24 protein-coding genes are annotated in these 25200 nt (G+C 69.4%); 13 read left to right on the top strand and 11 right to left on the bottom strand.

The annotated features are described in order from the left end of the window. Positions 1 to 131 precede the first annotated feature (131 nt). From CTB96_RS06010 to CTB96_RS05990, 5 genes are all read left to right on the top strand, one after another. On the top strand, positions 132 to 1361 hold the full coding sequence (locus tag CTB96_RS06010) for a protein kinase domain-containing protein (RefSeq protein ID WP_110126022.1): 1230 nt from the start codon (positions 132 to 134) through the stop codon (positions 1359 to 1361). Further along, positions 1358 to 1876, top strand: coding sequence for a hypothetical protein (locus CTB96_RS06005; RefSeq protein WP_110126021.1), 519 nt, complete (start codon positions 1358 to 1360; stop codon positions 1874 to 1876). The genes CTB96_RS06010 and CTB96_RS06005 overlap by 4 nt, the downstream gene beginning before the upstream one ends. 127 nt (positions 1877 to 2003) lie before the next feature. Next, positions 2004 to 3260 (top strand): serine/threonine-protein kinase, encoded by a 1257-nt coding sequence (locus CTB96_RS06000; RefSeq protein ID WP_110126020.1) that lies wholly within the window; start codon positions 2004 to 2006, stop codon positions 3258 to 3260. Continuing rightward, positions 3257 to 3865 (top strand): hypothetical protein, encoded by a 609-nt coding sequence (locus CTB96_RS05995; protein ID WP_110126019.1) that lies wholly within the window; start codon positions 3257 to 3259, stop codon positions 3863 to 3865. The genes CTB96_RS06000 and CTB96_RS05995 overlap by 4 nt, the downstream gene beginning before the upstream one ends. Before the next feature lie 59 nt (positions 3866 to 3924). Continuing rightward, positions 3925 to 4839, top strand: coding sequence for an NAD-dependent epimerase/dehydratase family protein (locus CTB96_RS05990; protein ID WP_110126018.1), 915 nt, complete (start codon positions 3925 to 3927; stop codon positions 4837 to 4839). Between the two features lie 8 nt (positions 4840 to 4847). Here the strand turns inward: CTB96_RS05990 and CTB96_RS05985 are convergent, their stop codons facing one another. Beyond that, on the bottom strand, positions 4848 to 5936 hold the full coding sequence (locus CTB96_RS05985; RefSeq protein ID WP_110126017.1) for a 1-deoxy-D-xylulose-5-phosphate reductoisomerase: 1089 nt from the start codon (positions 5934 to 5936) through the stop codon (positions 4848 to 4850). A gap of 67 nt (positions 5937 to 6003) precedes the next feature. On the opposite strand from CTB96_RS05985, the gene CTB96_RS05980 reads away from it, so the two are divergent. From CTB96_RS05980 to CTB96_RS05970, 3 genes are read left to right on the top strand one after another with little or no spacing between them, the layout of a single operon-like run. After that, complete coding sequence (locus tag CTB96_RS05980) at positions 6004 to 6834, top strand: lysophospholipid acyltransferase family protein (protein WP_427846466.1); 831 nt, start codon at positions 6004 to 6006, stop codon at positions 6832 to 6834. Positions 6835 to 6888: 54 nt separating this feature from the next. Then, positions 6889 to 7236: an ArsR/SmtB family transcription factor gene (locus CTB96_RS05975; protein WP_110126016.1), complete on the top strand. Its 348-nt coding sequence runs from the start codon at positions 6889 to 6891 to the stop codon at positions 7234 to 7236. Then, positions 7233 to 7721 carry an SRPBCC family protein gene (locus tag CTB96_RS05970; RefSeq protein ID WP_110126015.1) on the top strand — a complete coding sequence of 163 codons (489 nt, stop codon included), beginning with the start codon at positions 7233 to 7235 and terminating at the stop codon, positions 7719 to 7721. The genes CTB96_RS05975 and CTB96_RS05970 overlap by 4 nt, the downstream gene beginning before the upstream one ends. On the opposite strand, the gene CTB96_RS05965 is transcribed toward CTB96_RS05970, so the two are convergent. Continuing rightward, a complete protein-coding gene (locus CTB96_RS05965; RefSeq protein ID WP_110126014.1) occupies positions 7718 to 8371 on the bottom strand; it encodes an IMPACT family protein in 654 nt (217 codons plus the stop codon). The two genes, CTB96_RS05970 and CTB96_RS05965, sit on opposite strands and share 4 nt — an antisense overlap. 128 nt (positions 8372 to 8499) lie before the next feature. Between CTB96_RS05965 and CTB96_RS05960 the strand changes: the two genes are divergently transcribed. Further along, on the top strand, positions 8500 to 9843 hold the full coding sequence (locus tag CTB96_RS05960) for an aminotransferase class III-fold pyridoxal phosphate-dependent enzyme (protein WP_181397165.1): 1344 nt from the start codon (positions 8500 to 8502) through the stop codon (positions 9841 to 9843). Positions 9844 to 9928: 85 nt separating this feature from the next. Here the strand turns inward: CTB96_RS05960 and CTB96_RS05955 are convergent, their stop codons facing one another. Beyond that, complete coding sequence (locus CTB96_RS05955; protein ID WP_219993223.1) at positions 9929 to 10459, bottom strand: GNAT family N-acetyltransferase; 531 nt, start codon at positions 10457 to 10459, stop codon at positions 9929 to 9931. Beyond that, positions 10456 to 10944, bottom strand: coding sequence for an OsmC family protein (locus CTB96_RS05950; RefSeq protein ID WP_110126012.1), 489 nt, complete (start codon positions 10942 to 10944; stop codon positions 10456 to 10458). Before CTB96_RS05950 ends, CTB96_RS05955 begins: the two co-directional genes overlap by 4 nt. Positions 10945 to 11034: 90 nt before the next feature. On the opposite strand from CTB96_RS05950, the gene gabT reads away from it, so the two are divergent. After that, positions 11035 to 12417 carry a 4-aminobutyrate--2-oxoglutarate transaminase gene (gabT, locus tag CTB96_RS05945; protein ID WP_110126011.1) on the top strand — a complete coding sequence of 461 codons (1383 nt, stop codon included), beginning with the start codon at positions 11035 to 11037 and terminating at the stop codon, positions 12415 to 12417. A gap of 2 nt (positions 12418 to 12419) precedes the next feature. After that, positions 12420 to 13457 carry an asparaginase gene (locus CTB96_RS05940; protein WP_110126010.1) on the top strand — a complete coding sequence of 346 codons (1038 nt, stop codon included), beginning with the start codon at positions 12420 to 12422 and terminating at the stop codon, positions 13455 to 13457. Positions 13458 to 13536: 79 nt separating this feature from the next. Here CTB96_RS05940 and CTB96_RS05935 read toward each other — a convergent pair whose 3' ends face one another. Beyond that, complete coding sequence (locus CTB96_RS05935) at positions 13537 to 14181, bottom strand: cob(I)yrinic acid a,c-diamide adenosyltransferase (protein ID WP_110126009.1); 645 nt, start codon at positions 14179 to 14181, stop codon at positions 13537 to 13539. Positions 14182 to 14314: 133 nt separating this feature from the next. Here CTB96_RS05935 and CTB96_RS05930 point away from each other — a divergent pair, with 133 nt between their 5' ends. Continuing rightward, positions 14315 to 16024 (top strand): BCCT family transporter, encoded by a 1710-nt coding sequence (locus tag CTB96_RS05930; RefSeq protein ID WP_110126008.1) that lies wholly within the window; start codon positions 14315 to 14317, stop codon positions 16022 to 16024. Here CTB96_RS05930 and CTB96_RS05925 read toward each other — a convergent pair. The 4 genes from CTB96_RS05925 to CTB96_RS05910 are packed head-to-tail and all read right to left on the bottom strand — an operon-like array spanning position 16021 to position 20168. Beyond that, on the bottom strand, positions 16021 to 16830 hold the full coding sequence (locus tag CTB96_RS05925; RefSeq protein ID WP_248283241.1) for an ABC transporter permease: 810 nt from the start codon (positions 16828 to 16830) through the stop codon (positions 16021 to 16023). The genes CTB96_RS05930 and CTB96_RS05925 overlap by 4 nt on opposite strands. Further along, a complete protein-coding gene (locus CTB96_RS05920) occupies positions 16827 to 17744 on the bottom strand; it encodes an ABC transporter permease (RefSeq protein ID WP_110126007.1) in 918 nt (305 codons plus the stop codon). The genes CTB96_RS05925 and CTB96_RS05920 overlap by 4 nt, the downstream gene beginning before the upstream one ends. A gap of 3 nt (positions 17745 to 17747) precedes the next feature. Beyond that, positions 17748 to 18950: an ABC transporter ATP-binding protein gene (locus CTB96_RS05915; protein ID WP_110126006.1), complete on the bottom strand. Its 1203-nt coding sequence runs from the start codon at positions 18948 to 18950 to the stop codon at positions 17748 to 17750. Between the two features lie 3 nt (positions 18951 to 18953). Continuing rightward, positions 18954 to 20168: an ABC transporter substrate-binding protein gene (locus CTB96_RS05910; protein WP_110126005.1), complete on the bottom strand. Its 1215-nt coding sequence runs from the start codon at positions 20166 to 20168 to the stop codon at positions 18954 to 18956. A gap of 269 nt (positions 20169 to 20437) precedes the next feature. Between CTB96_RS05910 and ald the strand changes: the two genes are divergently transcribed. Then, positions 20438 to 21556, top strand: a complete 1119-nt coding sequence (gene ald / locus CTB96_RS05905) for an alanine dehydrogenase (protein ID WP_110126004.1) — start codon at positions 20438 to 20440, stop codon at positions 21554 to 21556. 18 nt (positions 21557 to 21574) lie between these two features. On the opposite strand, the gene CTB96_RS05900 is transcribed toward ald, so the two are convergent. Continuing rightward, positions 21575 to 24535, bottom strand: coding sequence for an FtsK/SpoIIIE domain-containing protein (locus CTB96_RS05900; RefSeq protein WP_110126003.1), 2961 nt, complete (start codon positions 24533 to 24535; stop codon positions 21575 to 21577). A gap of 96 nt (positions 24536 to 24631) precedes the next feature. Continuing rightward, the gene (locus tag CTB96_RS05895; protein ID WP_248283240.1) at positions 24632 to 25171 is read right to left on the bottom strand and encodes an FHA domain-containing protein; all 540 of its coding nucleotides are present in this window, start codon (positions 25169 to 25171) and stop codon (positions 24632 to 24634) included. Between the last annotated feature and the right edge of the window lie 29 nt (positions 25172 to 25200).

Genomic DNA, 25200 nt, shown 5'->3' with positions numbered 1-25200 from the left:
GTCGTAGATTAGCCTTCTCTAGCTGCAAGGCGGCTGGTCGTTGACTGTCACCGCCCTATGGCCCGAGCGTCACCCGCGCATCTGCGCACCCGTAACCCTGGAGGCACTCCCTGTCTGCACCAACCGAGCTGATGCCGGAGCCGTCGCGATCCGACGGCCTGATCGGCCGCACCCTCGTGCACAGGTTCCGCCTGGACCGTCTCATCGGTACCGGCGGCATGGCCACGGTATACGAGGCCGCCGACCTGGCTCTGGGCCGCACGGTGGCGGTCAAGCTGTTTCGCACCGACACCGCCGACGAGTCCGGACCACAGCGGCAGAGCGGCGAGATCGCGGTGCTCGCCAGCCTCAACCACTTCGCCCTGGTCACCCTCTTCGACGCCGGCGCCGAGCAGATCGGCGATCACACCGCATCGTTCATCGTGATGGAGTACATCGACGGCTCCGATCTGCGCAGCCGCATCGGCGAGGGCCCGTTGGCGGCCGCCGAAGTGGCCAGGCTGGGCGCCGACCTGGCCGAGGCCCTGCACTATGTGCACGCCAGGGGCATCATCCACCGCGACATCAAACCCGCCAACGTGTTGCTGGCGCCCTCGGACTTTCCCGGCCGGGTCGCGCACGCCAAGCTGGCCGATTTCGGCATCGCCAGGCTCTTCGACGCCACCCATCTCACCCGCACCGGCGCGGTGCTCGGCACGGCGGGCTACCTGAGCCCGGAGCAGGCCCTCGGCGAGCCGATCGGCCCGCCCAGCGACGTGTACTCGCTGGGGCTTGTGTTGCTGGAGAGCCTCACCGGCACCCGCATGTACCCCGGCACGGCGATCGAGTCCGCGCTGGCGCGACTGCAGCGGCAACCGGAGATACCGGCAGCGCTCGGACCGGACTGGGGCTCAGTGCTCTCGGCTATGACCGCCCGCGACCCGGCCGACCGGCTGACGGCGGCGGATGCGGCGGCCCGGCTGCGGCGGCTGGAACCGGTGGCGGCTGGCGATGCCGGCGACCCGGTCGCGGCTGTCGATGCCGGCGACCCGGTGGCGGTATCCGCGGCGGATGCGACGCGCGGCGACGCCCCCACACGGGTGTTCGCCCCGACGGCGACACCGGACCTGCAAGCCGATGACCCGACCATGGTGCTGCCGGCGACGGCAGCGGGCAGCTCGCCGGTGACGGCAGCGGACCGCCGGTCGCCGGCGCGGCGCCGGATCGTTCTCGGCGGCGTGCTCGTGGCGCTGCTCGCACTGGCCGGCGTGCTCTTCCTGGTGCAACCCAACGAACAACCCGCCGACCCACCGGCCTACCCGGCCGTCGAGGGTGACCTCGGCGTGCACCTCGAGCAGCTCCAGGAAAGCGTGCAGCCATGATCACCGGGTCTTCCCTGCGCGCACGACTGAGCGCACGACTGGGCGCCGCTCTGGCCGGAGCGGCTGTCGTGGCCACCGTGCTCGCCGGCTGCGCCGCCGCAACGCCTCGGATCGACGCCGACACTGCCGCCGCGCTGCAGAGCGGGGTCATGGCGGTGAGCGTGGCCGCCGCCGCCGGCGACTTCACCACGGCGCAGGCCGACCTCGCCGCCGTACGCGACACCCTGGCCGCCTCGGCCGACACCCTCACCGCCGCCCGCACCAGCGAAATCCAGGCGGCGATCGACCTCGTCGACGCCGACCTGACCGCCGCGATCGCGGCGAGCACGCCGGCCGAACCGGTGCCGGCCGACCCGGTCACCACCACCGACCCGGAGAACACCGACGACTCCGAGGACTCCGACGACACCGAGGACGACGGCCCCGGCTCGGACAAGCCGGTGAAGACCGACAAGGGCAACGACAAGGGCAAAGACGATCCCGGTCAGTGCAAGAAGAAGGACGCCTGCGAGTAGGCTCAACGGGCCCCGGCGCACCTTGACGGGTCTGCAGGCATGGCAAAGAATTACTGAAAGCCGTTTTCAGGAGGCCCGCCTGTCTGCATCCACCGAGCCGGTTCGCGAACCGACACGCGCCGATAGCGTGCTCGGGCTCACCCTCGCGAATCGATACCGGGTCGACCGGCTGATCGGAACCGGCGGCATGTCGGTGGTCTATCAGGCCGAAGACGTGGCCCTGGGGCGCACCGTGGCGGTCAAGCTGTTCAGGGTCGATTCCGCGGAGGGCACGAATCCCGGCCGGCAGAACGGCGAGGTGTCGATGCTGGCGCACCTCAACCACTTCGCCCTGGTCACCCTCTACGACGCGGGCACCGAGCTGATCGACGGGCTCTCCCGGCCGTTCATCGTCACCGAGTTCGTGGATGGCTCGGATTTGCGCAGCCGCATCCGGCAGGGCCCGATCGACCCTGGCGACGTGGCCAGGCTGGGTGCCGACCTCTGTGCGGCCCTGCACTACGTGCATTCGAAGGGCATCATCCACCGCGACATCAAACCCGCGAACGTCTTGTTGGCACCATCGGATTTTCCCGGCCGGGGCGCCCACGCCAAGCTCGCCGATTTCGGCATCGCCCGGCTCTTCGACGCCGCCCATCAGACGATGCCGGGAGCGGTGATCGGCACCGCTGGCTACCTGAGCCCGGAACAGGCGCGTGGCCAGCCGGTCGGGCCGGCCAGCGATGTCTACTCGTTGGGCCTGGTGCTGCTGGAGAGCCTCACGGCACGACAGAGCTACCCCGGCACGGCCGTCGAGTCGGCACTCGCCCGGCTGCACCGACAGCCGGAGCTGCCGCGCTGGCTCGGCGACGACTGGCGCCGCCTGCTCGCCGGCATGACCGTGCGCGAGGCCGAGCATCGGCTCCCCGCGGCGGATGCGGCCATCCGACTGCTCGGCCTCGTGCCGGCCGCGAGCGTAAAGGACGATGACAGCACCAGGGCGATCGTCTCGCCCCTGGTCGATCTGGCGGACGAACCCGCGGCCGAAGCCGCGGTCGAGGCCGCGGTCGAGCCGGAGCCCGACTCCCCGACGATGGTGCTTCCCGTGGTCGAATCGCTGCCCGCGAGTGCCCCGGTCACGCAGTCGACAGTGCTGACGCCGAGCCAGGCGCCGCCGGAGGAGCGGCCGGACCAGGCGCCGCCACCGGCCCGCCGTCGGGTCGGATCGCGTCGGCGCCGCTGGCCACTGGTCCTCGGCGGTGTGCTGGTGGCGGTTCTCGGCCTGGCGGCCGCGTTCTTCGTTGTACCCGTCGGTGACCCGGCACCGCGGCCGCCCGCCTACCCTGCCGTGACCGGCGAATTGGGCGAGCACCTCGAGCAGTTGCAGGAGAGCGTGCAGCCATGACCCGCCGCGCTCCGAAATCCCTGCGCATCCGCATCCGCCTGGCGGCCGCCGGTGCCGTTCTGGTGGCGGGCGCCCTGGCCGGCTGCACCGGCAGCACCCCCAGCCTGCCGGCCGGAACAGCCGGGCAGCTGCAATCTGCCGTTCTGACGGTGAGCACAGCCGCTGCTGCGGGTGACTACGCCGGCGCCCAGGCCGCGCTCGACTCTCTGAAGGCTCTTCTGGCCGTGGCCACCGAAGAGAACCGGATCGCGCCGGGCCGGGCCAGCGACATCCAGGCGGCGATCGCCCTGGTGGAAGCCGACCTGGCCGCGGCGCTCAGCATCGCGACCCCCACGCCACGCGCCACCCCGCAGACCGTCCCGCCCAGCACCCGAACGCCGGCCACTCCCCGCACGCAGGAGCCGACACCGGAAGCGCCAGCCCCGACCACCCCGGCGCCGACGCCCACTGAACAGCCCAGCCCGCAGCCCACAGAGCCCGAGCCCACCCCGACGACCGTGCCCACCACGCCGGCGCCGACCCCGGAGCCGACGGACACCGCGGAGCCCGGCCCGACCGCAGAGCCCGACGACAACTCCGGCCCGGGCAACGGTGCCGCCGACTAGGGCCCCGGGCGACGCGACCCGGTAGCCTATCCCCGTCAGCTCACCGTTCGGAGGATGAAATGCCCCAGCACCTGATCGTCGGCGCCGGCTGGATCGGCAGCGAACTGGCCAGGCAACTCGTTGCCCGCGGCGACAGCGTCACCGTGGCCACTCGGTCGGGAACCGCCCTGCCCGGCACCAGCGTGCGAGTGCTCGACGCGTCAGATCCGGTGGCGTTCGCCCTCGCGGCCGAGCGGATGGACACCATCTTCCTGTGCACCAATCCCCCGTACGCCGACTGGGCGAGGCGCTGGCCGCCGGTGTTCGCCGCAGCGATCGCCGCCGCATCCGTGAGCAAGGCCGGCCTGGTCTCGATGGGAAACCTGTACCCGTACGGCTCGCCGACCGGCCCGATGACCGAACACACGCCGGAGACCACCACCGAATCCAAGGGCGCCATCCGCCGGGCCGGCTGGCAGCGCATGCTGGAGGCGCACCGACACGGTGAGATCCGGGCGGTCGAGGTGCGCGCGAGTGACTACTTCGGCGCCGGCGTCACCGGCACCGCCCACCTCGGCCAGGCCTTCTTCGGCGCGGTCCTGGCCTCCAAGACCGCGCGGGTGGTCGGGCTGCCCGCCGAAGTGCACAGCTGGAGCTATCTGCCCGACATCGCCGCGACCCTGATCGAGGCGGCCGGCTACACCGGCGAGTGGGGCCGGATCTGGCACGTTCCGAGCCACGCCCGCAGCCGCACCGAGATCGCCGCTCAACTCAACACCCACTACGGCAGCCACGGCAGCGTGGCCGGGTACCCGGATTGGATGCTCCGCTCGCTCGGGGTGGCCAGCCCGATGATGCGGGAGGTCTGGAAATCCAGCTATCAGTTCCGGGTGCCATACCTGATCGACGCTGCCGAGACCGAACGGGAACTCGGTGTGGCCGCCACCGGCTGGAACGAGGCGTTGATCACCGCGGCCGACAGTTACCGCCGATAGCTCGCCGGTCAGCGGGCGATCGAACCGATGATGGTGTCTGCCGTCGCACGCGCCCAGCGCTCCGCCTCGGCGAGGGACTCCAGGGTGAGCTCCCCCGCGGACTCGTGGGCCTCCACCACTCGCTGCACGGTATCGACGATGTCGAGGTAGCCGATCCGGCCGGCGTGGAAGGCCAGCACGGCCTGCTCGTTCGAGGCGTTGAACACGGCCGGGTAGGTGCCGCGGGCACGGCCCACCTGCTTGGCTAGTTCCACCGCGGGGAAAGCCACGTCGTCGAGCGGTTCGAAGGTCCAGGTATGCGGGGCGGTCCAGTCGATCGGCACACCGACCGCGGCCACCCGGTTGGGCCAGTCCAGGCCGAGCGAGATCGGCAGGCGCATATCCGGCGGGGACGCCTGGGCGATGGTGGAGCCGTCGATGAACTCGACCATCGAGTGCACGAGCGACTGCGGGTGAACGACCACGTCGATCCGGTCGTAGGGCACGTCGAAGAGCAGGTGGGCCTCGATGATCTCGAGTCCCTTGTTGACCAGGGTGGCGGAGTTGGTCGTGACGACCAGCCCCATGTCCCAGGTGGGGTGGTTGAGCGCCTCGCGCGGAGTGACATCGGCCAGCTCGGCACGGCTGCGGCCGCGGAACGGCCCGCCGGAGGCCGTGAGCACGAGCCGGCGGACCTCGTCGGCCGTGCCGGAGCGGAGCGCCTGGGCGATCGCGGAGTGCTCGGAGTCGACCGGGACGATCTGGCCGGGAGCGGCGAGCTTCTTCACCAGGTCGCCGCCCACGATCAGGGACTCCTTGTTGGCCAGGGCCAGGATGCGGCCGGCCTTCAGTGCGGCGAGGGTCGGGCCCAGGCCCACCGAGCCGGTGATGCCGTTGAGCACGACGTCGGCGTCGACATCCCGCACCAGCTGCTCGGCCTCGGCGGCGCCGAGAGCGGTGTCGTCCACGCTGAACGCTGCGGCCTGTTCGGCCAGCATTTCGCGGTTGCTGCCGGCGGCCAGACCGACCACTTCGAACCGGGTGGGGTTGGCCTTGATGACGTCGAGCGCCTGGGTACCGATCGAGCCCGTCGATCCGAGAATTATGATTCGCTGCACGCCCCCATGCTAGGCGCACGGCGGATATATGCCGGGGTGCGGCTACCCCGCGAGGTAGGGTCGTTGAGTGACCGGAGCCAAGCATGAACCAGCATCCGAGCCCGAAACCACACCGGCAGCCCCGGCAGTTCCGGCTCTGGACGTCGAAGAAGACGTTGAGATCATTGCGAAGACCAAGCGGCCCGGCTTCGTGTATTTCCTCGGTTACGGCATCATGGCGCCCATCGCGCGCCTGGTCTTCCGGCCGCGCATCACCGGCAAGGAGAACATCCCCCGCGAGGGTCGGGTGATCCTGGCCAGCAACCACCTGTCGTTCATCGACAGCATTGTCATTCCGCTCACCGCGCCCCGCCGGGTGCAGTTCCTGGCCAAGTCCACCTACTTCACCGGCACCGGGTTCAAGGGCTGGGTCTCCCGGCAGTTCTTCACCTCCATCGGCGCCGTCGGCGTTGAGCGTGGCGCCGGCCAGGCCGCCCAGGACGCACTCGACGCCGGCAAGGACATCCTCGACGCCGACAGCGCCTTCGCGATCTACCCGGAGGGCACCCGGTCGCTGGACGGCCGGCTGTATCGCGGCCGCACCGGTGTGGGCTGGCTCGCCCTCACCACCGGGGCCGTCGTGGTGCCGGTTGGGCTGATCGGCACCGAGGAGATCATGCCGGTGGGGTCGAAGATGCCGCGTATCCGCCGCATTAGCGTGAAATTCGGCGAACCGATCGACGTGAGCGGGCACGGCACCGCCGACTCCGGTCGCGCCCGGCGCAAGGCCACCGACGAGATCATGGCCGCGATCCACGAGCTGACCGGCCAGGAACTCGCGCACAGCTACAACGAGTCCCCGCCCACCACCGTGGGTCAGCGGGTGCGGCGCGCCATCTGGTGGCGTGAGCGCCGCTGACTGTCAGAAACTTAGCCCTTGCGCTAAGTGATGATGGGGTTGTAACTTAGCCGCATGGCTCAGTATTCCTCGACTCTCGACGGTGTCTTCCAGGCCGTTTCCGACCCCACCCGCCGTGCCGTCCTGGGCCGGCTCGGCGCCGGCCCGGCCAGCATCGGCGAGCTCGCGGCACCCTTCGACATGGCGCTGCCGTCGTTCATGAAGCACATCGGCTACCTCGAAAGATCGGGACTGATCCGCACCCGCAAGACCGGCCGGGTGCGCATCTGCACCCTCGAGCGCGGCACCTTCGACCTGATCGAGAGCTGGCTCGGTGAGCAGCGCAGCATCTGGGAGGGCCGCACCGACCGGCTGGAGCGCCTCGTCACCACCGGAACCGTCGACAAGGAGATCCCCGCATGACCGCATCCCTGCACCCCGAGCTGGACCTCACCGTCTCGCGCATCATCCGCGCCCCGCGCGCGGCCGTGTGGAGCGCCTGGGCCGACCCGGCCAGTTTCGAACAGTGGTGGATTCCCGCGCCGACGGTCTGCCGGGTGCGCGAGATGGACCTCTACGCCGGCGGATCGTTCCGCACCGAGATGAGCGAGGACGGCGAACAGTTCGCCCCGCACATCACCGGCTGCTTCCTCACCGTCGACGAGCTCGAGCGCATCGTCTTCACGGATGCGCTGGTCGCCGGCTGGCGCCCCGCGGACGCCGCATTCGTGACCGCGGTGATCACCATGGCGGACCACCCCGACGGCACCGAATACACGGCGACGGCGATGCACCGCAACGTCACCGACCGTGACAAGCACGAGGAGCTCGGCTTCCACGACGGCTGGGGCACGGTGACCCGGCAGCTCGCCGACCTCGTCGAGCACCGTGAGAAGGCGAGTCGCTAGGACTCGACGTCCACCCACTCGTGGCCCAGCGCCTCCAGGTGGGTGGCCCCGTTCGTGACCTGGGCGACGATGGCGCCGAGCCGCTCGGCATCATCGCCGGCAAGGTTGAGCAGGGCGTCCTGCCCGTACGTCGTACCCAGGACGAGCACCCCGCGCTGGCGTAGTTCAGCCTCGATCCGGCCGGCATCCGCGTGGGAGAGCGCCAGCCGGAACAACTCGCGGCGTTCACGGGTCACGAGCAGGCTGCCGGACTGCGCCTGGTCGATCGTGGTGAGAACAGCCTCGGAATACGCGCGCACGAGTCCCCCCGCGCCGAGGAGGGTGCCGCCGAAATAGCGGGAGACGACGGCCACACAGTCGACCACACCACGGCCGGCCAGCGCCTCCAGCATCGGGCGGCCCGCGGTTCCCGACGGTTCGCCGTCGTCGTTGGAGCGTCGCACCTGATCGGGCGCACCGGTCGGCCCGATCACGAAGGCCGAGCAGTGATGGCGCGCACCCCAGTGCTCGGTCCGGGCGGCATCGATGGCGGCGCGCGCGGCATCCTCGGTCTCGACTCTGACCAAGCGGCAGAGGAATCGGGATCGCTTCACGTCGATCTCGGCCGCGGCCTGGCTGCCGACGCCGCCACGCACAGTGAGATCCGGCATGACCCAAGTCTCGCGCACATCCGAAGCCGCCGGCGTCGGCTGCGAACCGTCGGCCGAGCGCGGCATCCGCACCGGTGTGCAGCGCCGTGCGGGGCGGGCCCCCAGGCGACGACCGTAAACTGGGGGGCATGTCTTCTTCCTTCTCGGTCAGCCAGGAGCGCAAGCTCGTCACCGCCCTCCCGGGCCCCCGGTCAATCGCGCTGCAGGAACGACGCGTTCGCGCCGTGTCTGCCGGTGCCGGCACCCTCGCCAACATCTACATGGACCACGGCGCGGGAGCGATCCTCGTTGACGTCGACGGCAACCAGATCATCGACCTGGGCTGCGGCATCGGCGTGACCACCATCGGCCACGCCCACCCCGAGGTGGCCGCCGCCGCCGCCGCGCAGGCCGGCAAGCTCACCCACACCCTCTTCACCGTCACCCCGTACGAGAACTACGTGCGCGTGGCCGAGAAGCTCGCCGAGATCACCCCCGGTGACTTCGAGAAGCACTCGATCCTGGTGAACACCGGAGCCGAGGCCGTGGAGAACGCGGTCAAGATCGCCCGCAAGTACACCGGTCGCCGCGCCATCGTCAGCCTGGACCACGCCTTCCACGGCCGCACCAACCTCACCATGGCGATGACCTACCGCCCGTGGCCGGAGCGCGTTGGCATGGGCCCGTTCCCGGGTGAGATCTACAGCGTGCCCACCAGCTACCCCTACCAGGACGGCTTGAGCGGCCTGGAAGCGGCCGAGAAGACCATCGACTACATCCAGACCCACATCGGCGCGTCCGAGATCGCGGCGTTCTTCGTCGAGCCGATCCAGGGCGACGGCGGCATCGTCATCCCCGCCCCCGGCTACTTCAAGCGGTTGAGCGAGTTCTGCACCGAGAACGGCATCGTCTTCGTCTCCGACGAGATCCAGGCCGGCATCGCCCGCACCGGCGCCTGGTACGGCATCGAGCACCACGACGTGATTCCCGACCTGGTCACCACGGCCAAGGGCATCGCCGGCGGCTTCCCGCTCGCCGCCGTCACCGGCCGCGCCGAGATCATGGACGCGGTTCAGCCCGGCGGCATCGGCGGAACGTTCGGCGGCAACCCGGTGTCGACCGCGGCCGCGCTGGCCGTGTTCGACATCATCGAGCGCGACAACCTGCTGGGCGAAGCGCAGCGGGTGGAGAAGGCCCTCTGGGCCCGAATCGGCGACTGGGCCGACAAGTACGACATCGTCGGCGACGTGCGCGGCAAGGGCGCCATGTTCGGCGTCGAGCTTGTGCACCCCGGCACCAAGAAGCCGTTCCCCGAGGCACTGTCGTTCGTGCTCAAGCACGCCACCACCAACGGCGTGATCGTGCTGGATGCCGGCAGCTGGGACTCCGTACTGCGGATCATGCCGTCTGTGGTCATCTCCGACGCCCTCATCGACGACGCCGCCTCGGTGCTCGAAGAGGCCTTCGCGCTGTTCGCGGACACCCAGAAGTAAAACCCGCGAAAGCGGCCGTGTGGTTGTCTCAGCTCCGTTGAGATGACCGGATGGCCGCTTTCGCGTTTCTGGCGTGGGAGTTGGGTCAGCGCGGCGCGCGTTCGAAGATCAGCTCCAAGCCGTCTTCTTCGTCTTCCTGCTCGCCGGTCTGCACAAAACCGTGGTGAGCGACGACGGCGAGTGAGGCCGGGTTCTCCGGGCTCACGCTCGCTCGCACCGTGCGCACGGCGGGGTCTGCCGCCGCGAACGCGAGCAGCGCCGTGACGGTGGCCGTGGCCAGCCCCCGGCCACGCCGCTCCGGCACGATCGTGTAACCGATCTCCACCATTCCTGCCGGATCCGGCTGGAAGTGGAAGCCGGCATGGCCGACGACCTCGCCCGTGGCCGAGTCGACGACGGCGCGGGCCAGCCAGCCGACCGATGCCGGATGCTGCCGCATCCGGTCGATATGGATGCGCCAGAGCCAGCCCTGCGTGTCGAAGAATTCGGGAAAATCCAGCCCGGTGGCAGCGGCCGCGGCCGTACGGTCGCCCACTACCAGAGCCTCGAGCACCGCGGCTTCGAGCACGACCAGCTCCACCTCTGGAGCGGCGCTGGCGGCCCGAACAACACTCACAGCAGAGAGGTCGACAGTGCGACGACGGTGACGGGTTCGTGCCCGATCGGAAAGTTCACCGACGCGGCGATGAAGCACGACCTGGCGGCCTCGGCGTGGATCGCCTGGGCGAGTTCGGCCTGATCGGGATCGGCGATGACCACCCGGGGACGCAGGGTGGCCGCAGTGAAAGCGCCACCACCATCCTGGGTTTGCGCCATGGTGCCGATCGCATCGTCGGAGTACCCCACCACGATTACCCCGTGATTGGCCGCGACGTGCAGGTACGACAGCATGTGGCACTGGCTGAGCGCGCTGAGGAGGAGCTCTTCGGGGTTCCACCGGTCGGCGTCACCGTGGAAGGTGCGATCGGCGGATCCGAGGATCTGTTCCTTGCCGGGCGAGGTGAGGATGTGGTCGCGTCCATAGGACCGGTAGCTGCTGGTACCGGTGCCCCGGTTGCCTGTCCACTGGGTGTGCACGGCGTAATGATGTACACCGATCATGGCGACTCCTTCGGGTTTGACGCGTCACTGTCAATTCTCGCAGGATTTGCAAGAGCTGTGGAGGTAACGGGCCGGTAAACTGGCGCCATCATGACTGACACGTTGACTGATTCCGCTGCCACTCCCACCCCCTCGGCTCCCGTCTACACGGTGACCCAGGAACGCAAGATCGTGACCGCCATTCCGGGGCCGCGATCGACGGAGATGCACCAGCGACGCCTGGCCGCGGTGTCCACCGGCGTCAGCTCCGCCCTGCCGGTGTACATCAAGAAGGCGAGCGGCGCCATCGTCGTCGACCTCGACGGCAACCAGTTCATCGACCTCGGCGCCGGTATCGGCGTGACCACCGTCGGCCACTCGGAGGCCAGCGTCGTCGCGGCCGCGACCGGCCAGTTGAACGACTTTGTGCACACTCTGTTCACCATCACCCCTTACGAGGAGTACGTGCGCGTCGCTGAGCTGCTCGCCGAGCACACTCCCGGCAGCTTCGCCAAGAAGAGCGTGCTCATCAACTCCGGCGCCGAAGCGGTGGAGAACGGCGTGAAGATCGCCCGCAAGTACACGGGCCGTCGCGCCGTGGCGGTGCTCGACCACGCGTACCACGGTCGCACCGTGCTCACCATGGCGATGAACTACAAGGCCGCGCCGTACGCCACCGGCTACGGCCCCCTCGCCAGCGACGTGTACCACGCCCCCAGTTCCTACCCGTATCACGACGGCCTCACCGGCGCCGAAGCGGCTGCCCGCACCATCGCCTACCTCGAGAAGGTCATCGGCGCCAGCGACCTGGCCTGCCTGGTGGTCGAGCCCATCCAGGGCGAGGGCGGCTTCATGGTTCCCGCCGAGGGCTACCTCACCCTGCTGCAGGAGTGGTGCACCGCCAACGGCGTCGTGATGATCGCCGACGAGATCCAGAGCGGCATGGCCCGCACCGGCGCCTACTTCGCCAGTGAGCACTTCGGCTGGGAACCCGACCTGGTGCTCGTGGCCAAGGGCATCGCCGGCGGCCTGCCGCTGGCCGCCGTCACCGGCCGCGCCGAGATTCTGGACGCATCCCAGCCCGGCGGGCTCGGCGGCACCTTCGGCGGCAACCCGGTCGCCTGCGCCGCCGCGATCGCCGTGTTCGAGGCGATCGAGAACAACAACCTGCTCGCCGAGGGCCAGCGCATCGAGAAGACCCTCCGCGCGGGCCTGGCCACCCTGGCCGAGAAGCACGACATCATCGGCGACATCCGCGGTCGCGGAGCCATGGTCGCCATCGAACTCGTGCAGCCCGGCACCCAGCAGACCACGAAGGCGCCCAACGCCGCCGCGGTCACCGCCATCGCCGCCTACGCCGCGCAGCACGGTGTGCTGCTGCTCACCGCGGGCACCTACGGCAACGTACTCCGGTTCCTGCCCAGCCTGGCCGTGACGGATGCGCTGCTGAACGATGCGCTGTCGGTCATCGACGACGCGATGGCGACGCTGTAATCGTGACGACAACAACACCGGCCGCGTTCGGTGCGGCCTCCCCCGCCACTGCCGGCACCATCGAGGTGATCGACGCCGTCGAACTGGCCGTGGTCGAACGCTCTGGCTTCATCGAATCCCGGCACGCCGGCGCCGCGGTGGTGCTCGGCAGCGACGGGGCGGTACTCCGCGCGCTGGGCGACGTCAACGCCCCGGTGTTCCCACGCTCGTCGATGAAACCGTTCCAGGCCATCGCCGTGATGGCCAGTGGTGTGGTGCTGCGCGGTGAGGATGCCGCGATCGCGACCTCCAGCCACTCCGGCACCCAGAAGCACACCGACCTGGTGCGCGGGCTGCTCGCCCGGGCCGGTCTGTCCGAGACCGACCTCGGCTGCACCCCGACCTGGCCGGGCGACTCCGGCACCCGGGATTCCCTGGTGCGGCAGGGCGCCGGGCCCGCCCCGATCTACTCCGACTGCTCGGGCAAGCACGCGGCGATGCTCGTGGCCTGCGTGCAGAACCACTGGCCGACCGCGGGATATCTCGACCCGGAGCATCCGCTTCAGAAGCGCATTCTCGACGTCGTTGAGCGCTTCACCGGCGAACGTCCCGCCGCCAGCGGTGTCGACGGCTGCGGTGCCCCGGTGCACGCGCTGTCGTTGACCGCGCTGGCCCGCGGCATCGCCCGCATCGCCACCTCGAAGTCGAGCTCGCCGTTCGCCATCTACCGTGAGGCCGGGTTCCTGGCCGAGGCGGTTCGGGAAAACGGTTGGGTCATCGCCGGCCCCGGCCTGCCTGACTCGATCGCGATCGAGCGGCTCGGCCTGTTCGTTAAGGGCGGCGCCGAGGGCATCATGGTCGCCTCGGCAGAGAACGGCACAACGGTGGCGCTGAAGATCCTCGACGGCAATCTGCGCGCCGCGACCATCGTGGCGCTCAGCCTGCTGGCGGATGCCGGCGCGGTACGCCGGGCCGACATCGACGCGATCGTGCCCGAGCTGAAGCTCGCGGTCTTCGGCGGCGGTCAGCCCATCGGCCAGATCCGCGTCAGCTACGTCTAGACCGTTCACGAGAGCGGTCGTGTGGTCGCCTCAGCGCGCTGAGGCAGCCACTCCGCCGCTCTCGCGTGCCTGGAGCTGATTAGGCGGGGGTGGCGGGGTCCTGCGCGGCTGCGCCGTCTTCCTGCGCCATGGCCAGCGCCGACGCCTCCGGCACCCACTGCACGTCGCCGTGCTCTGCATTCGCTCCCCGGGCGAGCACGAACAGCAGCGTCGAGAGCCGGTTCAGGTAGCGTGCGCACAACGGATTGACCGCGGCAGGATGCGCCTCGACGGCGACCCAGACCGACCGCTCGGCTCGCCGCACCACGGCACGCGCCTGATAGAGCAGCGAGGCGGCAACGGTGCCGCCGGGGAGCACGAAGCCGCTGAGGTCGGCGGCATCCGGCTCGAAATGGTCGACCGCCCGCTCCAGGCGGGTCAGGTGGGATTCTTGGATGCGCGCGGTCGCGGGCTCGGCAGCGTCCAGCGGCACGGCCAGGTCTGCGACCAGGTCGAACAGGTCGTTCTGCACGCTCGCCAGGGTGGACGTGATCCCGATCGGCAGGTTGCCGACGGCCATCACCACACTCACCTGCGCGTTCGCCTCGTCACAATCCTCGTAGGCGGCGACACGCACATCGGTCTTGGCCACGTCGCCGTGCCGGCCGAAGGTGGTGCGACCGAAATCGCCTCGACCGGTATACAAAGAGGGCCCAGCGGTTCCGGATTCATCGAGTTCAGCCATAGCGGCCACTATAGTAATGTCCTCTGAATCCACGTACCGTTGATGCAGACCGCGGGCCAGCACTTTCGTCACGTCATCACTGATTGTGCACAACGAGAGGTGATCGGAGCCGGTTCGGTCGGCAAGGAGCACCATGTCCAGAGGCTTATCCGACGACGACATAGAATCCGCGCTCGGGGACGCGGTCGACGAACCCGCCCGCACCGGCTGGGCCACCGTAGACAAAACGGTCTTCGGCGTCTCCGCCGGTATCATCCTCGTGGTCTGCCTGTGCGGTGTGTTCTTCACCGAAGCCGTGGGCGCAGGGGCGTCAGCAGCCCTGGGCTGGGTCACCAGCAACCTGGGCTGGCTGTTCATCCTGGGGGCAACTGGCTTCGTGGTCTTTGCGCTGGTGCTGGCGTTCGGCCGGTACGGCAGCATCCCGCTCTCGCGCGAAGGGCAGAAGACCGAGTTCTCGACGCTGTCCTGGGTATCGATGATGTTCAGCGCAGGCATGGGCATCGGCTTGATGTTCTACGGCGTCTTCGAACCCGTCACCCACCTGGCCTCTCCCCCGCCGTTCGTCGATGCTGAGCCGAACAGCCCGGAGGCAGCCAACGCGGCGATGGCATACACCTTCTTCCACTGGGGTCTGCATCCGTGGGCGATCTACGCGGTGGTCGGCCTCGCGCTGGCCTACTCGACCTACCGGATGGGACGCGGCAACCTGATGAGCTCCCCGTTCCAGGCCATCTTCGGCAGGGACCGCATCGTCAACAAGGGCTGGGGCAAGCCGATCGACATCCTGGCGATCATCTGCACCAAGTTCGGCTCTGCGACGTCACTCGGGCTGGGTGCGCTGCAGATCGCGGCCGGCTTCTCACTGCTGACCACCGGTGAGTTCGCCGACGACCCGGGCACCGCCCTGCCCATCATCATCATCTGCGTGCTCACGGTCGGCGTGGTCTTCTCCGCCGCGAGCGGGCTCGCCAAGGGGATCAAGTGGCTCAGCAACACGAACATGGTGTTGTCCGCCGTGCTCGTGGTGTTCGTCTTCGTGGTCGGCCCGACAGTGTTCATCCTGAACCTGCTGCCGTCGGCCGTCGGCGCGTACCTGGCCGATCTCGTCCCGATGAGTTTCCACTCCGCCGTGTTCGGCGGCAGCGACTGGCTGGCCAGCTGGACGATCTTCTACTGGGCGTGGTGGATCTCCTGGACCCCGTTCGTCGGCACCTTCATCGCCAGGATCTCCCGCGGCCGCACGATCCGCGAATTCGTCCTCGGCGTGCTCCTGGTGCCGACAGCGGTCAGCATCCTCTGGTTCGTCGTTTTCGGCGGCGCCGGCCTGCACCTACAGCTGGGCGGCATCGACATCGCCGGAACCGGCAGCGAGGCCGCCGGGTTCTTCGCCGCTTTGCAGCAGTACCCGTTCTTCATCGGCTCTGCCCTGGTGGTGATGGTGCTCACGGCAGTGTTCTTCGTCAGCGGCGCGGATGCCGGCGCCCTCGTGCTCGGCACGCTCTCGAGTCGCGGCCGCAAGGAACCGTGGAAGCCGCTGGTGATCTTCTGGGCAGTGCTCACCGGCGCTGTCGCCGCAGTGCTCCTGTTCGTGGGCGGCTTGGGGGCGCTGCAGACCTTTACGATCCTGGCGGCGACCCCGTTCGTGCTGATCATCATCGGCCTGTGCGTGTCCCTCTATGTCGACCTGCGCCGCGACCCGTTGCGCAAACGCACGGTCGGTCCGGTACGCACGTCCTCCGAGGTTCTCGGCATGGTGCCGTTCACCAGGCCGGCCACCGACGGTGACGACGACGGGGGGCCGGCGGATGCCGCATCCCCGGCCACCGACGACAACCGGCACTAACCGAGGCGGGCCTGGCGTTTGGCCCGGGCGGCAGCGGAGACCTGCGCGGTCACCACGATCACCAGGGCCAGAATGAACACCGCTGAGGCGATCACGTTGGCCTCGGCCGGGATGCCACGTGACGCCGAGATGTAGATGTACTTGGGGAACGTCGTCACCGCGCCGGAGTTGAAGTTGGTGATGATGAAGTCGTCGAAGCTGAGCGCGAACGACAGCAGCGCGGCCGCCAGGATGCCCGGCAACAGCAGCGGGAAGGTGATCCGCGCGAACACCTGGGCCGGCGAGCCGTACAGGTCCCGGCCGGCCTCCTCGAGCGCCGGGTCGAGGCCGGCGACCCGGGCCTTCACCGTGACCACCACGAAGCTGATGCAGAACATGGTGTGCGCCAGGATGATCGTGAGCATGTCCTTGGGCACCCCGAGAGAGAGGAACTGCGCCGCGAGTCCCGCACCGAGCACCACTTCCGGGGTAGCCATCGGCAGGAACAACAGCAGGCTCGTGCCGGCCCGGAATTTGAACCGGTAGCGCACCAGCGCGATCGCGATCATGGTGCCCAGCGTCGTGGCGAGCACCGTGGAGACGGCGCCGATCAGCAGGCTGTTGCCGAACGCCTCGCAGACCGCGCCGTTCTGCACCGCGCAGACGTTGAGCCACTTATCGAGCGTGAAGCCCCGCCAAGTGATGTTCGACTTGAGCGAGTCGTTGAACGAGAACACGAAGGTGTAGGCGATCGGGATCATCAGGAAGAGCAACGCGAGCGCCGAATACACCGGCAGCAGCCACTTGCCCAGGGAGAGACGGGTCACAGCAGCTCCTCCGTTCCGGACCGTTTCACGTAGACGCCCACGATCACGAGGATCACCGTCATCAGGATGATCGATAGCGCCGCCGCCGCCGGGTAGTTGAGCAGCACCAGGAAGTTGGCCTCGATCACGTTGCCGATCATCTGGGTGTCCGCCCCGCCGAGGAAGTCCCGGCTGGCATTGATGTAGTCACCGGCCGCTGGGATGAAGGTGAGCAGGGTGCCGGCCACGATGCCCGGCATCGACAGCGGGATGGTGACTTTGCGGAAGACCTGGACCGGGCTGGCGTAGAGGTCGTTGCCGGCCTCGAGGTAGCGAAGGTCCAGCCGCTCCAACGTCGTGTACAGCGGCAGGGTCATGAAAGGGATGAAATTGTAGGTGAGGCCGAAGATCACCGAGAACGCCGTGCCGGTGAGGTGCGCATCCGGAGCCAGCAGCGACACAGCCTTGAGCGAGGTGACCAGGAACGATTCGTCGGAGAGGATCTGCTTCCAGGCCAGCGTGCGCAGCAGGAAGCTGATGAAGAACGGTGCGATCACGAGCACCAGCATCAGGCTCTGCAGCAGCGGCCATCTGCGGGTGGTGACGCCGATGAAGTAGGCCAGCGGGTAGCTGAACAGCAGCGCGAGCACCGTGGCGGTGAGGGCGTAGCCGAACGAGCGCAGGATGTGCGGCCAGTACTGCTCGATCACGACCACGTAGTTTTCCCAGCGGAAGGCGTAGCTGTACTGACCGATGTCACCGAACTCGCTCGGCGCCTGCAGCGAGGTGAGCACAAGCGACACCAGCGGGGCCAGGAAGAACAACACCAGATACAGGATGCCGGGCAGCAGCAGGAGCAGAGCCACCGGGCTGCGGCGGCGCGGCGGCGCATCCGTTGGCGGGGCTGCGGTGCTGGCGAAGGCGGCGAAGGCCATGGGTCAGGCCTCCTCGAGCTCCGTGAGCAGGTCGGCGCGCCGCTGCGCCGCCAGGCTCTGCGTGGTGGTGTCGGCGACGAACTTTTCCGTCTGCGCGGCCGGATCGTCGTCCAAGCCGAAGCCGTGCTCCACGTTCCAGGTCACCCAGACCTCGTCGCCCTCGCCTTCGATCGGGCCGGCGGACCGGTTCTGTTCGAACACCACCAGGGTGCCCAGGCCAGGAACGGCCACGAGGTACTGGGTGCTGACCCCGGTGAAGGAGACGTCGGTGACCCGGCCAGGGCCGAGCACGTTTGAGGCGGAGTCGGGTGCGGGCAGGTCACGGTGCAGGCTGAGCTTCTCGGGCCGCACGCCGATGGTGACGTCGCCGCCGTGCCGGTGCGAGCGGGCCTTGGGCACCACGATGCTGCGCCCGGCGACGTCGACGGCGATCGAGGTGCTGGTCTCCCCCACCACCGGGCCGGTGAACAAGTTGGACTGGCCGAGGAAGTTGGCCACGAATGCTGTGCGCGGCAGTTCGTAGAGCAGCTCGGGGCTGCCCATCTGTTCGATCATGCCCTTGTTCATCACGGCGACGGTGTCGGCCATGGTCATGGCCTCTTCCTGGTCGTGGGTGACGTGCAGGAAGGTGAGGCCGACCTCTTCCTGGATGTTCTTGAGCTCGAGCTGCATCTGCCGGCGGAGCTTGAGGTCGAGCGCGCCCAGCGGCTCGTCGAGCAGCAGCAGGGCGGGCCGGTTGACGATCGCGCGGGCCAGAGCCACCCGTTGCTGCTGTCCGCCGGAGAGCTGCACGGGTTTGCGGGCGGCCAGGTGGTCGAGTTCGACCAGCCGCAGCGCCTCGTGCGCCTTCGCCACGGCATCCGTGATCTTGCGGCGGCGCAGCCCGAAGGCCACGTTCTCGAGCACCGTCATATGCGGAAAGAGGGCGTAGCTCTGGAAGACGGTGTTGACCGGTCGTTGGTAGGCCTTCTGGGTGGTGACATCCTGGCCGCCGATCAGGATGCGCCCGTCGGTGGGGTCCTCCAGGCCTGCCACCAGGCGAAGCGTCGTGGTCTTGCCGCAGCCGGACGGGCCGAGCAGGGCGAAGAACGAACCGGCCGGAATGACCAGGTCGAGGTGTTCGATGGCGGTGAAACCGGGGAACCGTTTCTGGATGCCGACGAGTTCGAGGTCGGCGCCGCGATCGGCGAATGCTCCCGTCGCCACGGCTCAGGCTCCCAGCAGGATGCTCTGGAATTGCGCGCCGTAGGTCTGCTCCTCTGCCCCGGTGAGGGTGCGGAACACCTTTGCCTTGGCGAGGGTGGCGTCGTCGGGGAAGATCAGCTGGTTCTCGGCGAGCTCCGGATCGATCTCCATGGCCGCTTCCTTCGCGCCGGCGACCGGGGTGATGTAGTTCACGTAGGCGGCGACCTCGGCGGCCACGGCCGGGTCGTAGTAGTAGTCGATCAGCGCTTCGGCGTTGGCCTTGTGCGCGGAGCCGATCGGCACGACGAAGTTGTCGTTCCAGATGGTGCCGCCCTTCTCCGGCACCACGAATCCCCACTTGTCGCCGTTCTCGGCATTGAGCTGCACGATGTCGCCCGACCAGACGATGGCGGCGAGGCTGTCGCCGTTGACGAGGTCTTCCTTGTAGGAGTTGCCCTTGATGTTGCGCACCTGGCCGTCGCTGACCTGCTTTTTCAGCACGTCGATAGCAGCGGTGAACTCGTCGTCGCCCCAGTCGCCGGAGATGTCGACGCCCGCATCGAGCATGATCAGGCCCATGGTGTCGCGCATCTCGGAGAGCACACCGACCCGGCCCTTGAGCTCAGGGGTGCTCCACAGCTCCTCCACCGATCCGATGCCGTCGGGGAATTTCTCCTTGTTCCAACAGATGCCGGCGAAGCCGCCCTGCCACGGCACCGACAGAGCGCGTCCGGGGTCGAAGTCCACATCTTTCAGGGTGGGCAGCAGGTTGGCCAGGTTGGGAATGTTGGCGTGGTCGAGTTCCTGCAGATAGCCGAACCGGGCGAGCCGGCCGACCATCCAGTCGGTCAGGCAGACGGTGTCGGCGCCGATGTCCTTGCCGAGGGCGAGCTGGTCCTTGACCTTGCCGTAGTAGGTGTTGTTATCGTCGACGGCCTCGGTGTACTCCACCTTGATGCCGGTCTCAGCGGTGAACGCCTCGAGGGTGGGGTAGTTGCCGGCGTCGTCCACGTCGATGTAGAGCGCCCAGTTGTCCCAGCGCAAGGTCTTCTCGCTGTCGGACTTGTCCGCCGCCGCGGTCGGCTTCGCCGCGGTGCCGGTGGAGCAGGCGGCGAGGGCCAGCGCGGCTGCGCCCACGCCCGCGCCGGTGAGGAGAGTGCGCCGGCCCATCTGGGACTGCCTGGCCTGCCGGATCAGCTGCTGAATCATCGGGTCTGCGGGCATGGGCCTCGGCGTCATGTCAGTCTCCTTGCATTCTTCAGCGGCCTGAGCGTCGGGATGGGCCCGGCCCGCTGCGTGACGAGTGGACCGATACTGACACAGACGGAGCTGAACACGCCACAAAATGCGATAAACGTTAACATTCCAGGGCATTTCGGCTGATACCGTCCGTGCGGTCGGGGTAACACACTCGAAAGCGCACAGATCGGTCGCTCCGCCGTCGCAGTAGGCTGTGCGCACGGGTCCGTGTCAACGATGAGACGCACCCGCTCGGGCAAAGGAGCACCATGCGGGTCGCAGTGCCGTCAGAGGTCAAGGACAACGAGTTCAGGGTGGCGATCACGCCGTCCGGCGTGCACGACCTGGTCTTGCACGGGCACGAGGTGCTGGTGCAATCCGGCGCCGGACTGGGGTCGTCGATCAGCGACGAACGGTATCGGGCCGCCGGCGCCACGATGATGCCGGATGCGGCATCCACCTGGGCGGCGGCTGAACTGCTACTCAAGGTGAAGGAACCGGTGGCGAGCGAGTACGGCTATTTTCGCTCCGACTTGGTGCTGTTCACGTATCTGCACCTGGCCGCGGAGGCCGAACTCACCCGGGCTCTGCTGGCGGCCGGGGTCACCGGCATCGCCTACGAGACGGTGCAACTGCCCAGCCGCGCGCTGCCCCTGCTGGCGCCGATGAGCGAGGTTGCCGGCCGGCTGGCCCCGATCGTGGGGGCGAACGCCATGCTCAAGCCCAATGGCGGGCCAGGCTTGCTGGTGCCAGGGGTGCCGGGCACCCACCCCGCCCGGGTGACGATCCTCGGCGGCGGCGTGGCGGGAACGGCAGCGATGCAGGTGGCGATGGGCCTGGGCGCCGAGGTGACGGTGCTCGACACCAACCTGTTCCGCCTGCGGGAACTGGACGCGCAGTACTACGGCCGAGTTAAAACCATCGCCTCGAACGCGTTCGAGATCGACACCGCGCTCGTGCAGTCAGACCTCGTGATCGGGTCGGTGCTTATCCCGGGTGCGAAGGCGCCCAAGCTGGTGAGCAACGAGCTGGTCTCCCGGATGAAGCCGGGAAGTGTGCTGGTGGACATCGCGGTCGACCAGGGCGGCTGTTTCGCCGATACCCATGCCACCACCCACTCCGCTCCCACTTTCGCCGTGCACGGATCGCTGTTCTACTGCGTCGCGAATATGCCCGGTGCGGTGCCGGCCACCTCGACCTACGCGCTGACCAACGCCACCCTGCCGTATGTGCGCGCGATCGCTGGTCGGGGCTGGGCGGATGCGCTCCGCGGCGACGCCGCCCTGGCCCTCGGGTTGAACACCTTCGGCGGCGCCCTCACCAACGCGCCCGTCGCCACCGCCAACGCGCTGCCGTTCCGGCCGCTCGCCGAGGTGCTCGCCGGATGACCCGGCAGCCCCGATTCGTCAGGGCACGCCGGTGCGCCGAACGACGCCGTCCGGAGTGACCAGCCAGCCGTGGGACCGCCCGGGCGCAATGGGCGGCGGCAGGTCGCGGCGGCGGGTGATCAGCCGGTAATCCGCGAGGGTGGCGCCGTCGAACACCAGCGGTGCCACGCTGCGCAGCGCGGTCAGCAACGACCAGTTCGCCTGCCAGGTGTCGGCGTCCGCCACCAGCACCGTGCCCGCCGCCACCGCGGATGCCTCCACGCGCGCGCCCGACGCTCCGGCACCGGTATGGGCGCCGAGCTCGAGAACCTGGGGGTAGGCATTCGTCTCGGCAGCCCGGAACGCCGCGGCCGAGCGGGCGGCAGAGCCGGCGACCACCAGCAGCATCGGAGCGGCCTGGTCTGCGAGCGCTGACAGCGCCGGCCGCGGAGGCGGGGCGGCACCGGTCGGCTCGGCATGCAGCAGCTGGATGCGCCCGCCTCGCCACCGGCCTCCGCCCGGCGGCAGCGTGCTGTCGTAGCTCGCCGCCGGCTCGCCCGCCGCCTGGTGCTCGTGCACCGTCGGCAGCCCGAGCACCAGCCGACTCTGGCAGAGGGCGGGCAGGGCCTGCAACGACCCGGTGAGACGCTGGGCCGTCAGCACCAGCTTCTGGCCGGCCGCACCGTTGTCCCGGAGGATCCCGGTGAGCAGGTCGATCGCTGCCGCCCGGTGTTCATCGCCCCAGCGCGCGAGCACCGCGTCGATGTCGTCCAGGAGCAACAACCGGCGGTCCTGACCTGCATCGTGCCGACGGGCGTGTCCCGTCGGCGGGGCGGCCATACCGTCGAGTTCGGCCCTGGCCTGCACCAGGGCGTCCCAGCTGGCCTCCACGTCGGCTGGGACCACCCGCACGCGGCGCGGCGCCTGGGCGGCGAGCGCGGCCAGGAGCGTCGACTTACCCGTGCGGGCACCACCGACCACCAACAGGTTGCCCGCGCTCTGCGGATCGTATCTGGCCACCCGGTAACGCTGTTGGTCGGGTTGGTCGAGGAGCCCGAGCAGGAACTCCGAGTCGCCGGGGTCTACGGCGTCGACACCGGCGACGGCCGTCAGCATCTCGGCGGTGACCCGCGGCGGAAGCGGGTCGAGCCAGGGCCGCCGGGGCGCGGGAGTGGGTGCGGGACGGATCAACAGGATCTCCCGGATGTCGGCGGCGGTCGTTGTCGCCACCTGGCTGGCGACCGCGGCAGCAGAACCGCGCCGCACCAGGCACCGCCCGGGGAGGTCGCCGGGTATCAGGGCTGCGGCGTCGGAACCGATCACCGCTTGGCTGTCGGCGCGGTTGTTCACCCGCAACGAGATCCGCAGGCTGCAGTTCGCCAGCAGGGAATCGCGCACCACCCCCGCCGGCCGCTGGGTGCAGAGCACCAGGTGCACCCCCAGCGAGCGCCCGCGGGCGGCGATGTCCACGAACAGGGCGTGCAGCGCGGGCAAGGCCTCCAGCATGGTGGCGAACTCGTCGACGACGATCACCAAGCGCGCGAGCCGGCCGGCGCTCTGCGGGTCGGTGATGTCCCGGCCGCCCGACTCCCGCAGCACCCGTTCCCGGTGCCGCAGTTCGGCGCCGAGACTGGCGAGGGCACGAGCCGCCTCCCGCTCGTCGAGATCGGTGATCAGGCCCACGCAGTGCGGCAGTTCCCGCACCGCGTCGAATGCCGCCCCGCCCTTGAAGTCGACCAGCAGGAAGGTGACCTGACTCGGTGGATACCGCGTGGCCAGCGCAGCCACCCAGGTCACCAGCAGTTCGCTCTTGCCGCTGCCCGTTGTGCCGCCCACGAGTGCGTGTGGGCCGTCGGCAACCAGGTCGACGTGGAGTGCGCCCGGCTCGGCCAGGCCGAGCACGCAGGCCAGGCTGCCTGCCGCGGTGGAACCCTGGGCCGAGTCCTCGGTGGGTCCGGAGCGAGCGGCGCACAGCGGGGCGAAAGCGACCACTTCCGGCAGTGCGTCGCCGCCGCCGAGTCCAGCCGCTTCCGCCTCCCGGGTGAGGATTTCGCCCAGGTCGCTCACCTGGCGCTCCGCCACCAGAGTCGGGGCGAACCGGAGCTCGCAGGGCTGACCCGCCAACCGCACGACGTCAGCCTCGGTCACCCCCTGCGCGCGGATGACGGTGCCGCAACCCGGTGGCAGGCCGGTCACGCTGTCGGCCAGTATGATGCGCATCTCCCCGGCCGCTGACGGGATGGGCCGTACTGCCGGCGGCCCAGCGGGTCCGGCGTCCTCGACGGTGAGACACCGGGCTGCCCGAGTCTTGTGGTGCGGCAGGTCAGCGGCCCAGGCCCACGCCGGCCCCGGCGGTACCCGGACTCTCAGCGCGCGCGGGCTGAGCTGACCGACGAGCTGCACCACCAGGCTACGGGCGAGCGAGCGCCCGATCACACCTGGACCCACAATGCCGATGCCGCCCGCGGGGTCGACTCCGATGGGGGCCAGCGGGAGCACGGCGGCGAGCTCGTGCACTGCGCGGTGCTCGGCAGAATCCCCGCCGCCGTCCAGCCGCAGCCCGCTGGGGGCGGGGCCGGAGCCGAGCACGACGGTCACCGTGGTCGGGTCCGCCCAACGGCCCGGGTCGTCGGGCACTGTCAGGATGCGGTGCGCGGTCGGGGCCGACGACCAGGCGTCGCGGTGCAGCCTGGCCAGCCGGTGGTCGACCCGTTCGGCGGCCTCGGTCATGGCCGCGGCGTATGCGGCGGTATCCCGGCGGCGTTGCCGCGAACTGCTTCGGCGCCCGTCGAGGAGCCCGGCGACGGCGATCACCGGGCTGAGCACCGCGAAGACCAGTACCAGCGCGGAGCCGGTGAGCCACCAGATCAGCCCCGCGGCAAGCAGCGGTGCCGCGCAGGCGATCACCGGGAATCCGGGCCGGGCGGGTGGGATCGGCTTCTGCGGCAGCTGGATCGGCGGAAGGGACTGCGGCGTGGTCTGGCCGGCGGTGGTCGTCATGGGCTTCAGTCCAGTCGGGCTCGCCGGCTCACGCCACCGGGCCGCCCTATCGGTGCAGAACCGGGCCGCGGCGGGCGTGGGGAGGACCGGCGGGAGCTACAGCACCATGAAGAACTGGTCGCCGATCTCCACCCGTGACCCGCGGGCCACCAGGTAACGCCGGCCGGGCTCGCACCGCAGTGCCGGAGCCGGTGCGCGACGCACGACGGTGCCGTTGCCGGAGTAGCGGTCGTTCACCCAGAACTCGCCGTCGTGCTGGCCGAATTCGAGGTGGCTCTTGGAGACCGACATGCCCAGGTCGGTGATCTGGATGAGGTGGTCGAACCGTTCGGCCGGCTGCGGCAACGGGCGGCGGCCGATCAGGCCGGTTCCCCGCACCGAGACGGTCTCACCGGTGCTGAACTGGAGGGTGTACCGGGGCGCCTCCGCGGTCGCCGGCGGCTCGGCGGCGGCGGCGTGGGCACCGGCGGCGTGGTCGCCGGGCTCGACGGGGTCGGTGCCGGCAGGTACGGGCACCGCACCGGCCTGGATGCTGCCGGCCGGCCAGAGGGGCACGGAGATCACCGTGGACCGCGGTGCGAGCGGCTGGATGATGGTGGTGTCGCTGGGCCTGGGGTCTGCCCGCTTGCGGGTCATCGGGGTCGCGGTGGTCGAGCTTCCGCAAC

The sequence above is a fragment of the Cryobacterium arcticum genome (genome assembly GCF_003185895.1).
GTDB lineage: Bacteria > Actinomycetota > Actinomycetes > Actinomycetales > Microbacteriaceae > Cryobacterium > Cryobacterium arcticum.
Note: the sequence above shows the minus strand (reverse complement) of the source record. Positions and strands in the feature narration are given on the sequence as shown.